Source organism: Hydrogenophaga sp., assembly GCF_028698005.1.
GTDB lineage: Bacteria > Pseudomonadota > Gammaproteobacteria > Burkholderiales > Burkholderiaceae_C > Hydrogenophaga.
Map to the genome: position 1 here is coordinate 1 of NZ_JAQVEJ010000095.1, position 11,038 is coordinate 11,038.

Sequence of the window (11,038 nt, forward strand, 5' to 3'; positions counted from 1 at the left end):
GAGCGCAGCAAGCGGCGCATGATCTTGCCGCTGCGCGTCTTGGGCAGGTTGTCGCCAAAGCGGATGTCCTTGGGTTTGGCAATGGGCCCGATTTCCTAGCCCACCCAGTCACGCAGTTCCTTGGCGATCGCCTTGGCCTCGTCACCGTCGGGACGGCCGCGCTTGAGCACGACAAAGGCGCAGATGGCCTCGCCCGTGACGTCGTCGGGGCGCCCGACCACAGCCGCCTCGGCCACCAGATCGGTCTTGGCGACCAGTGCGGATTCGATCTCCATGGTGCCCAGGCGGTGGCCGGAGACGTTCAGCACGTCGTCGATGCGGCCGGTGATGCGGAAATAGCCGGTGCGGGCGTCACGCACGGCCCCGTCACCGGCGAGGTAGGTGCGGCCACCCAGCTCCTCGGGGAAGTAGCTCTTCTTGAAGCGATCCGGATCGCCCCAGATGGTGCGGATCATCGAAGGCCAGGGCCGCTGGATCACCAGCATGCCACCCGAACCGTTGGGCAGTTCCTTGCCGGTTTCGTCGACGATGGCGGCCTTGATGCCCGGCAGCGGCAGCGTGCACGAACCCGGCACCAGCGGCGTGGCCCCCGGCACGGGTGTGATCACATGACCGCCGGTCTCGGTCTGCCAGAACGTGTCCACGATAGGGCAGCGCTCGCCACCGACATTCCGGTAGTACCACATCCAGGCCTCCGGGTTGATGGGCTCACGCACCGTACCCAGAATGCGCAGGCTCGACAGGTCGGACTGCTTCGGGTGCACGGCCTCGTCGGACTCGGCCGCCTTGATGAGCGAGCGGATGGCCGTGGGCGCCGTGTAGAAGATGGTGACCTTGTGACGCTCGATCATCTGCCAGAAGCGGCCTGCGTTCGGGTAGGTCGGCACACCCTCGAACACCACCTGGGTCGCACCGGCCGCCAGGGGGCCATAGGCCACATAGGTGTGGCCGGTGATCCAGCCGATGTCGGCAGTGCACCAGAACACGTCTTCGGGGCGGATGTCGAAGGTCCACTCCATGGTCTGCTTGGCCCAGAGCAGATAGCCACCCGTGGCATGCTGCACCCCCTTGGGCTTGCCCGTGGAGCCCGAGGTGTAGAGCACGAACAGCGGATGCTCGGCGTTCACCGGCACCGGGGCGCATTCGGTGCTCTGGCCTGTCAACGCCTCGGTGAACGACACATCGCGGCCGGCCACGCGATTCCAGGCCGAGGGCGTGCGCTCGTACACGAACACCGTCTTGACCGACTCGCAGCCGCCCATGGCAATGCCTTCGTCCACGATCGACTTGAGCGGCAGTTCCTTGCCACCGCGCAACTGGAAGTTGGCGGTCACCACGGCCACGGCGCCGGCGTCCTGGATGCGCTCCTGCACCGCCTTGGACGAGAAACCGCCAAACACCACGCTGTGGGTGGCACCGATGCGCGCACAGGCCTGCATCGCCACCACACCCTCGATGGTCATGGGCATATAGATGAGGACGCGATCGCCCTTGCCGATGCCTTTGGCCTTGAGGGCATTGGCAAACTGGCTCACACGCGCCAGCAATTCCTTGTAGGTGATCTTGGTCACCTCACCGCCATCGGCCTCGAAGATGATGGCGGTCTTGCTCTCGACCGGCGTACCCATGTGCTTGTCCAGGCAGTTGGCACTGGCATTGAGTTCGCCGTCGGAAAACCACTGGTAAAAGGGCGCGTTGGATTCGTCCAGCGTCTTCGTGAACGGCTTGGTCCAGATCAGGTGCTCACGGGCACGCTTGGCCCAGAAGCCCTCGAAATCCTTGTCCGCCTCGTCGCACAGGGCCTGGTAGGCGTCCATGCCCGAGATGCGCGCTCCCTCGCGCGCGCGGTCATCGGGTTCAAAAATGCGGTTCTCGACGAGGATGGATTCGATCGCTGACGAGGGATTCGACATGGCAAGTCTCCTGCAATGTTGTGAAGGTGGATGACCCGGGGGAATGTGCGAAAAAGCTCTTACGAGCCACTTACACCTGCCGCGAGGCGCCGCAGGGCACCGGCACTCGGGTGGTGCTCCGGAACTCTAAAATCCTACTCCCGCGACGCCTGTTGGCGTCGCCGGCACCGACATTCTGTCCCACACCCCATGACTCAACCAACCTCCAACCAAGGGCGCGGCGCGGCGCGCGCACTGCCCAACCTGATCTTTGCCAGCCGCTGGCTGCAACTGCCGCTGTATCTCGGCCTGATCGCCGCCCAGGCCATCTACGTGTTCCATTTCTGGGTGGAACTCGTGCACCTGATCGAGGCCGCCTTCGGCAACCACGAGGCCCTGGTCAAGCTCGTCGAGGGCATTGGCTACAAGACGGACACGGAACTCAAGGGCCTGAATGAGACCATCATCATGCTGGTGGTGCTGGCCCTGATCGACGTCGTCATGATCAGCAACCTGCTCATCATGGTCATCATCGGTGGCTACGAAACCTTCGTCAGTCGCATGAACCTGGAGGGCCACCCGGACCAGCCCGAGTGGCTCAGCCACGTCAATGCGTCGGTGCTCAAGGTCAAGCTCGGCACGGCGATCATCGGCATCAGCTCGATCCACCTGCTCAAGACCTTCATCAACGCCGGCAACTACGACGAGAAGGTGCTGCTGTGGCAGACCGTCATCCACATCACCTTCCTGCTCAGCGCCATGGCCATCGCGGCCACGGACCGGATCATGCATCCGGTGGAGGACGCAAGCGGCCATTGACGTGATGCCTTCGGATCACGCCGGCCCTGGCCTCACCGGACAACAGCGCCGGGTTCAGCGCCCGACCATCTGCCGGGGCTCTACCCAACGGTCGAATTGCTCGGCCGTCAGGTAGCCGGACGCGATGGCCGCTTCGCGCAGGCTGGTGCCCTCGCGGTGCGCCTTCTTGGCGATGTAGGCGGCCTTGTCGTAGCCGATGTGAGGATTGAGTGCGGTCACCAGCATCAGCGAGCGCTGCACCAGCTCGTCGATGCGCTCGAGGTTGGGCTCGATACCCACTGCGCAGTGGTCGTTGAAGCTGCGCGCACCGTCGGCCAGCAGGCGCACGCTCTGCAGGAAGTTGTGCGCCACCATGGGGCGGAAAACATTGAGCTCGAAGTTGCCGCTGGCGCCGCCGACATTGATCGCCACATCGTTGCCAAACACCTGGCAACACAGCATGGTCAGGGCCTCGCTCTGCGTCGGATTGACTTTGCCCGGCATGATGGATGAGCCTGGTTCGTTCTCGGGAATGCGTATCTCGCCGATGCCGCTGCGCGGTCCGCTGGCCAGCCAGCGCACATCGTTGGCGATCTTCATCAGGCTGGCCGCCAGGGTCTTGAGCGCGCCGTGGGCGAACACCAGGGCATCGACCGACGCCAGCGCTTCGAACTTGTTGGGCGAGGTCACGAACGGCAGCCCCGTGATCACCGCCAGCTCCCGCGCCACGCCCTCGGCATAGCCCTTGGGCGCGTTGAGACCCGTGCCCACGGCAGTGCCACCCAGGGCCAGCTCACACAGGTGCGGCAACACCTGCTCGACATGCCGGCGCCCGTGCGCCAGTTGGGCCACCCAGCCCGAGATCTCCTGCCCCAGCGTCAGCGGCGTGGCGTCCTGCAAATGGGTGCGCCCGATCTTGACGATGCCGTCGAACGCCTGCGACTTGGCCTGCAGCGTGGCCTGCAGCGTCTCGCTGGCAGGCAGCAGCCGACGCGTCAGCGCGTCCACCGCCGCCACATGCATGGCCGTGGGGAACACGTCGTTGCTCGACTGGCTCATGTTGACGTCGTCGTTGGGGTGCACCAGACGCGCCTGCCCTCGCTCGCCGCCCAGCAGTTCGCTGGCGCGATTGGCGATGACTTCGTTCAGGTTCATGTTGGTCTGCGTGCCAGAGCCGGTCTGCCAGACCACCAGCGGAAACTCGGCATCGTGCTGGCCGTCGATGACCTCCTGCGCGGCCGCGACGATGGCCTGCGCCTTCTTCGCCTCCAGCAGGCCCAGCCGCTGGTTGACCGTGGCCGAAGCGCGCTTGACCTGCGCCAGCGCCCGGATCAGCTCCCTGGGCTGGCGCTCGCCCGAGATGGCGAAGTTCTGCAGCGAGCGCTGGGTCTGCGCGCCCCAGAGCCGCTCGGCCGGGACTTCGATGGTCCCGAAGGTATCCCTTTCGGTGCGTGTGGTCATGGCTGCGCTCCCGTCGATGAGATCCAAGGATTGGGCACGCCTGGCGGCATGTCGCGAACGCCCAGTCTACCCACTGTGAACGATTTTCATTGACCCGCTCGCCGGCGTGACCGATGACCAGCGGCGATAATCCGGGGGTTCCCTGTCATCTCATCACCCATCGCCCCATGACCACGACGATCCGTTACAACGACCTGGTGGAGTCCATCGCCGCTGCGCTGCAGTACATCAGCTACTACCACCCGTCGGACTACATTGAGCATCTGGCCCGCGCCTACGAACGCGAGCAGAGCCCGGCGGCCAAGGACGCCATGGCGCAGATCCTGACCAACTCCAAGATGAGTGCCACCGGTCAGCGGCCGATCTGCCAGGACACCGGTATCGTCAATGTGTTCCTGAAGGTCGGCATGGACGTGCGCTGGGAAGGCTTCCCAGCCGGCCAGGGCCTGGAAGACGCCATCAACGAAGGCGTGCGCCGCGGCTACAACCACCCGGACAACCAGTTGCGCGCCTCGGTCGTGGCCGACCCGCAGTTCGCCCGCAAGAACACCAAGGACAACACCCCCGCTGTCATCAACGTGCAGATCGTGCCCGGTGACCAGGTCGATGTGACCGTCGCTGCCAAGGGTGGCGGTTCCGAGAACAAGTCCAAGATGATCATGATGAACCCCAGCGACAACCTGGTCGACTGGGTGCTCAAGACCGTGCCGACCATGGGCGCCGGCTGGTGCCCGCCGGGGATGCTGGGCATCGGCATCGGGGGCACGGCGGAAAAGGCCGTGCTGCTGGCCAAGGAAAGCCTGATGGAAGACCTGAACATGTACGAGCTGCAGGCCAAGGCTGCCCGCGGCGAGAAGCTCGATCAGGTCGAGGAGATGCGTCTGGAGTTGTACGAAAAGGTCAATGCCCTGGGCATCGGTGCGCAGGGCCTGGGTGGCCTGACCACCGTGCTGGACGTCAAGATCAAGATGTACCCCACGCACGCGGCCTCCAAGCCCGTGGCCATGATCCCCAACTGCGCCGCCACGCGCCACGCGCACTTCGTGATGAATGGCTCCGGCCCGGTGTACCTGGAAGCGCCCTCGCTCGACCTGTGGCCGAAGATCGACTGGGCGCCGGACTACAACAAGTCCAAGCGTGTGGACCTGAACACCCTGACCAAGGAGGAAGTCGCCTCCTGGAAGCCCGGTGACACCCTGCTGCTCAACGGCAAGATGCTGACCGGCCGCGACGCCGCCCACCAGCGTATCCAGGACATGCTGGCCAAGGGCGAGTCCCTGCCCGTGGACTTCACCAACCGCGTGATCTACTACGTCGGCCCCGTGGACCCCGTGCGTGACGAAGTGGTCGGCCCTGCAGGCCCCACCACCGCCACCCGCATGGACAAGTTCACCGACATGATGCTGGAAAAGACCGGCCTGATCGCCATGATCGGCAAGGCCGAGCGCGGCCCGGTCGCCATCGAGTCCATCAAGAAGCACCAGTCGGCCTATCTGATGGCCGTCGGTGGCGCAGCCTACCTCGTGTCCAAGGCGATCAGGGACGCGAAGGTCGTGGGCTTTGCCGACCTGGGCATGGAAGCCATCTACGAGTTCGACGTGGTCGACATGCCCGTGACCGTGGCGGTGGACGCCGGTGGCACCAGCGCCCACATCACCGGCCCCGCCGAATGGCAAAAGCGCATTGCCACTGGCGAGTTCAAGGGTATCGACGTCACGGCCGCTTGAAAACCGTCTGCGTGTTTGACAGCGGGGTGGGCGGACTCAGTGTCCTGCGTGCCCTGCTGGCGCACCTGCCGGACGTCCGCTTCGTCTACCTTGCCGACAGCGGCCATGCGCCTTACGGTGACCGCTCACCCGACTGGGTGCAAGAGCGTGCCCACCAGATCACCGCCGGCCTGTGCGATGCCTTCCGGCCGGACGCCGTCGTCGTGGCGTGCAACACCGCCACGGCTCTGGCGATCGACAGCCTGCGGCAGCGCTGGCCGGTGCTGCCCTTCGTGGGCGTCGAGCCGGCGCTCAAACCCGCTGTGGCCCTGAGCCTGAGCGGCCAGATCGGCGTCATGGCCACCAAGGGCACCGTGGACAGTGCCCGCTTTGCCGCGCTGCGCCAGCGCCTGGAAAGCACCCACGCGTGCCACTTTCATGCCGTGGCCTGCCGCGGTCTGGCCGATGCCATCGAGCGGGACGATCCGGTCGCCATCCGGGGTCTCGTGCACCGTTACGTGCAGGCGCTGCGGTCCATGGCACCTGAGGATCAATCCATCGACACGCTGGTGCTCGGCTGCACCCACTATCCTTTCGTCGCCGACATCATCGCCGAGGCGGCTGGCCCCGGCATGCGGCTGGTCGACACAGGCGAGCCCGTGGCACGCCGCACACGCGACATCCTGGGGCTGGGTAGCGCCTGCCATGCGCGCGCGCCACTGCCCAAGTTCTTCAGTACCGGTGATCCGTCCGTGCTCGAAGGCCTGGTGGCGCGCTGGCTCGGTCTGGACACCGCAGCACGGGCCTGGACAGCCTGAGTATCAGGACGCCGGCGAAGCAGCCACCAGCGCGCGCTCGCGCCCGCGATCAAGCCGCAGTGGTACCAGCAGCGCCAATCCGATCACGAACATCAGCGCCGTGAAGGCGATGGCCAGGCGCTGGTTGCCGCCGGTCACCAGCGTGACGAACCCATAGGTGAGCGGCCCCAGGATGCTGGCCAGCCGGTTGGCGAAGGTCCACAGCCCGTAGAACTCGGCCAACCGCTCGCGCGGCGCCAGCAGGCCGGCGATCGCCCGCCCGGCCGACTGGCTGGAGCCCATGCAGACGCCCGCAATCGCGGCGGCGCCCCAGAAGGCACCCTTGGATGTCGCCAGGGCAGCGATGACGCAAGTCAGTGTCCAGCCCACCAGCGTCAGCGCCAGCGCCCGTTTATGGCCAAGGTGGTCCTGCCAGTAGCCGAAGGTAAAGGCGCCGAGCGCAGCGGCAATGTTGAGCACGAACACCATGAGCATGGTCTCCTGCTGCTGGAAGCCGATCACCTGCTGCGCGTAGATGGCGGCCAGGGCTATGGTGACGGCCACGCCGGCCTGGTAGGCCACCGTGCAGCCCAACAGCCACAGGAAATCGGGGTAGCCCTTGGCCAGGTGCCAACTGGCCACCTGCCGCCGCCAGAACGAGGACCAGCCTGCGTCAGCCACCCGGCGGGCCCCGGCCGTCCGCTCCTTGAGCAGCACAAGCGTCACCAGGGCTGCCACGCCGAACACCACCGCGGTGATCCACATGGTGACCGGCACGAAATCACTGGCGGCCTCGCCACGCGCCTGTGCACCAAGCACATAGACCAGACTCAGGCCCAGCGTCAGCATGCCGCCGACATAACCGAAACTCCAGCCCCAGCCACTGACGCGGCCCAGCGCCCCGGGCTGCGCGAGCTCGGGCAGGAAGGCGGCGATCAGGGATTCGCCCCATGCGTAGCACAGGTTCGACAGAATGATCAGGACCATGCCCAGCACCACCATCCCGGGGCCGACCCAACCCAGTGCGGCCGTGCATGCCACGCAGCCCAGCGTGCTCACCCACAGCAGGCTTTTCTTGCCGCCGTGCGCATCGGCCCAGGCCCCGAGCACCGGTGCCGTCATCATGACCAGTACGTTGGAGATGGCCAGCGCCGCTGTCCATGCGAAAGTGGCCCAGGTCGCGTCCTGGGCCGCCACCGACACAAAATAGGCAGCGAACACGGCCGTCAACACCACCGTGGTGTAGCCGGAGTTGGCAAAGTCGTACATTGCCCAGCCGAACACCTCGCGCTTGCGCACACCGGGTTGCAGGGCTTCGGAGGTAAACAGGCGCATGTCGTCTCCATCAGGGTGGAGGCAGACCAGCCCCCTCGGGCCGCAGTCTAACGGCCCGGGACGGCGGACTCAGTGCAGATGGCGCGGTTTGCGCGGCCCGCCGTGACCCGAAGGGCCATGGCCACCACGCGGCCGGCCGATCTGCATCGAGTTGACCAGATCGTCAAAGCGCTGCGTGAACAGGCGGTCGACGGCGGCGACCACATCGCCCAACTCCGATGCGTCGAAGTGCCGCTCCATCAGGTGCACCACGTCTTCAACCAGCAGGTCGCGCTGGACCTGCATGATGGCCGCCGGCGTCGGACCGACGAAGCACATCATGAAATCATCGCGGGCCTCGGCATCCTCGGGTGCCTCGTCTTCGTCGAACTCCGTGTCGTAGAACGACACCTCCAGCGGCGCGCCCGCGGCAGCGATGTCGTTGAGGCCCATGCAGGCCTCTTCCATCACCTGACGGAAATCCTCATCACCCGACACCGTCCAGCAAATCTGCAGCATGTGCGCCGGTGCATCGAAACGGATGCCCGGCTCGTCCTCGTAGCTGCTCTCGGCCGCCGCCGCCAGCGAGCGGCCGCCCGCGTACTGCCACAGCGGCCGCAGCGCTTCCTGGATTTGCTCGTACCCGACATCCTCCCGCAGGGGGACATCCCCATGCACATGGATCTCAAAAGGGGCGTTGTATCGGGTCATGGGAACTCACTGTACCGGTCTCACCGGAAAAAAGCCAACAGTTGGTACCTCGAACGGGACTCGAACCCGTAAGCCGTGTGAGCGGCGGCGGATTTTAAGTCCGCTGTGTCTACCAATTCCACCATCGAGGCCAAACCTCAATTGTCGCAGGTCGCGCGCCCGCCCGGCCGTCGCCGGCCTGTGCCTTAACGGGCACGGTTGTTCCGGACTGTCGCCGGCTTCGTCGACACCGGCCGGGCGATCTGGCAGCATGACCTGGTCTGGACCGACCCGACAGCCCGCCGTCCCGGTTCCCCTTTCATGCCACAGGAAACCACGCCATGAACGCATCCGACATGACCTTGCCACACCAGGCCTGCCTGGCCGACACCCATGAGCTGGTCAATATCGGCAGCGAGCTCGCCGACTACGACATGTACCGGCAGGACGCCGCCCTGGTCGAGGCGGTGCACCGTGAGGGCGCTGCCTGGGCCGATGGCGCACTCGGAGCATTCGGGCGGCTCACCGGTTCGGCCGACTACCTGGAGCTGGGCACCCTGGCCAACCGCCACCCACCCGAGCTGGACACGCACGACCGGTTCGGGCGTCGCGTGGACCTGGTGCGCTTTCATCCGGCCTACCACCAGCTCATGCGTTCGGCGATCGAACACGGACTGCATTCCGCGCCCTGGACCGACCCCAAACCGGGCGCCCACGTCGCGCGCGCCGCCCATTTCTACCTGCAAAGCCAGGCGGAGGCCGGCCACGGCTGTCCGATCACCATGACCTTTGCCTCGGTGCCGGCCCTGCGGACCACGCCCGCACTGGCCGAGGCCTGGGTGCCGAAGATCACCGCCCGCCACTACGACCCGCGCAACGTGCCCGACGCGCACAAACAGGGGTTGACCATCGGCATGGCGATGACCGAAAAACAGGGCGGATCCGACGTGCGCGCCAACACCACGCGCGCTTTCCCGGTGGATGCCGCCACCGGACCGGGCGCTGCCTACGAGCTCGTCGGTCACAAGTTTTTTGTCTCGGCGCCCATGTGCGATGCCTTTCTGGCCTTGGCTCAGGCGCCAGGCGGTCTGTCCTGCTTCCTGTTGCCACGCTGGCGCCCCGACGGCAGCAAGAACCCGCTGCAGGTCTTGCGCCTCAAGCGCAAGATGGGCAATGTGTCCAATGCCAGCAGCGAAACCGAGTTGCGCGGGGCGTTGGCCTGGATGGTGGGCGAGGAAGGCCGGGGCGTGCGCACCATCATCGAGATGGTGGCCATGACGCGCTTCGACTGCATGATCGGCTCCAGCGCCGGCCAGCGCATGGCCGTCTCGCTGGCGCTGCACCACTGCCAGCAGCGCTCGGCCTTCGGTCGCGTGCTCAACCAGCAAGCGTTGATGCAGAACGTGTTGGCCGATCTGGTGCTGGAGCATGAGGGATCGCTGGCCCTGACCATGCGCCTGGCCCGCGCCCTGGATCACCGCAACGACCCGCACGAAGATGCCCTGGTGCGGCTCGTCACCGCCGTCGGCAAGTACTGGATCTGCAAGCGCACGCCGCAGCATGCCTACGAAGCGATGGAGTGCATTGGCGGCAGCGGCGTGATGGAGGACAGCCCCTTCCCGCGCCTGTACCGCGAGGCACCGGTCAATGCCATCTGGGAGGGCAGCGGCAACATCCAGTGCCTGGACGTGCTGCGTGCGATGCAGAAAACACCCGCGGTGGTCGAGGTTTTCTTCGCCGAACTGGCCAAGGCCCGCGGCGGCAACGCGCTGCTGGACAAGGCCGTCGCCGGGCTCAAGAGTGAATTCACCGACCTGTCGGACATGGAGTACCGCGCGCGCCATGTGCTCGACCGCATGGCGCTGGCGATCCAGGCGGCCCTGCTGGTACAGCACGCCCCCGCCATGGTGGCCGACGCGTTCTGCGCCTCCCGTCTGGATGGCACCAGCGACCGCCAGTACGGCACGCTGCCGCGCGGCGTCGACTGCCCGGGCATCATCGCCCGGGCAACGCCTTCGGCGTGATCCGTCCGCGACGGACGAAAAAAAACAGGGCCCCTGGGGGCCCTGTTCTCATATCTGGAGCGGGAAACGAGGCTCGAACTCGCGACCTCAACCTTGGCAAGGTTGCGCTCTACCAACTGAGCTATTCCCGCACAACGTGCAATCAACGTTGGACGGTATTGTAAAGCAAAAATCGCCCCCTTTCCGGGCGACTGCTCCACTTTTTCTTCACGCCATCAAAGGCAGGCGGCAGATACTCCATCCGGTATAACATCATCCGAACCGATCCGAACCAGCCCTGTGGCGGTCCGGTCCACATGGGCGTGTGTTGCGGGACAATCGTATTCATGTTCACCGAACTGCACCTGACCCAATTC

At 65.8% G+C, this 11,038-nt stretch carries 8 protein-coding genes, 2 tRNA genes and 1 pseudogene; 4 read left to right on the forward strand and 7 right to left on the reverse strand.

Annotation, left to right across the window (positions count from 1 at the left end; translation table 11 throughout):
• A pseudogene (acs, locus tag PHQ87_RS10325) lies at window positions 1-1,913 on the reverse strand (acetate--CoA ligase); the annotation flags it as partial.
• Window positions 1,914-2,102: 189 nt separating this feature from the next.
• On the opposite strand from acs, the gene PHQ87_RS10330 reads away from it, so the two are divergent.
• Window positions 2,103-2,711: a TIGR00645 family protein gene (locus PHQ87_RS10330; RefSeq protein WP_300233636.1), complete on the forward strand. Its 609-nt coding sequence runs from the start codon at window positions 2,103-2,105 to the stop codon at window positions 2,709-2,711.
• A gap of 54 nt (window positions 2,712-2,765) precedes the next feature.
• On the opposite strand, the gene fumC is transcribed toward PHQ87_RS10330, so the two are convergent.
• Complete coding sequence (gene fumC / locus PHQ87_RS10335) at window positions 2,766-4,151, reverse strand: class II fumarate hydratase (protein ID WP_300233640.1); 1,386 nt, start codon at window positions 4,149-4,151, stop codon at window positions 2,766-2,768.
• A 167-nt stretch (window positions 4,152-4,318) separates the two neighbouring features.
• On the opposite strand from fumC, the gene PHQ87_RS10340 reads away from it, so the two are divergent.
• Both PHQ87_RS10340 and murI read left to right on the forward strand, forming a co-directional pair.
• A complete protein-coding gene (locus tag PHQ87_RS10340) occupies window positions 4,319-5,878 on the forward strand; it encodes a fumarate hydratase (protein WP_300233643.1) in 1,560 nt (519 codons plus the stop codon).
• Window positions 5,875-6,675, forward strand: coding sequence for a glutamate racemase (gene murI / locus PHQ87_RS10345; RefSeq protein ID WP_300233646.1), 801 nt, complete (start codon window positions 5,875-5,877; stop codon window positions 6,673-6,675). Before PHQ87_RS10340 ends, murI begins: the two co-directional genes overlap by 4 nt.
• 3 nt (window positions 6,676-6,678) lie before the next feature.
• Here the strand turns inward: murI and PHQ87_RS10350 are convergent, their stop codons facing one another.
• The 3 genes from PHQ87_RS10350 to PHQ87_RS10360 all read right to left on the reverse strand — a co-directional run bounded on the left by PHQ87_RS10350 (window position 6,679) and on the right by PHQ87_RS10360 (window position 8,810).
• On the reverse strand, window positions 6,679-7,989 hold the full coding sequence (locus PHQ87_RS10350; protein WP_300233648.1) for an MFS transporter: 1,311 nt from the start codon (window positions 7,987-7,989) through the stop codon (window positions 6,679-6,681).
• A 69-nt stretch (window positions 7,990-8,058) separates the two neighbouring features.
• A complete protein-coding gene (locus PHQ87_RS10355) occupies window positions 8,059-8,679 on the reverse strand; it encodes a DUF6806 family protein (protein ID WP_300233650.1) in 621 nt (206 codons plus the stop codon).
• A 42-nt stretch (window positions 8,680-8,721) separates the two neighbouring features.
• A tRNA-Leu gene (locus tag PHQ87_RS10360) sits at window positions 8,722-8,810 on the reverse strand.
• 189 nt (window positions 8,811-8,999) lie between these two features.
• Here PHQ87_RS10360 and PHQ87_RS10365 point away from each other — a divergent pair.
• Window positions 9,000-10,682 carry an isovaleryl-CoA dehydrogenase gene (locus tag PHQ87_RS10365; RefSeq protein ID WP_300233653.1) on the forward strand — a complete coding sequence of 561 codons (1,683 nt, stop codon included), beginning with the start codon at window positions 9,000-9,002 and terminating at the stop codon, window positions 10,680-10,682.
• Between the two features lie 55 nt (window positions 10,683-10,737).
• On the opposite strand, the gene PHQ87_RS10370 is transcribed toward PHQ87_RS10365, so the two are convergent.
• Both PHQ87_RS10370 and PHQ87_RS10375 read right to left on the reverse strand, forming a co-directional pair.
• A tRNA-Gly gene (locus PHQ87_RS10370) sits at window positions 10,738-10,813 on the reverse strand.
• An 11-nt stretch (window positions 10,814-10,824) separates the two neighbouring features.
• A partial coding sequence (locus PHQ87_RS10375; protein ID WP_300233656.1) for a hypothetical protein occupies window positions 10,825-11,038 on the reverse strand: 214 nt, incomplete at its 5' end.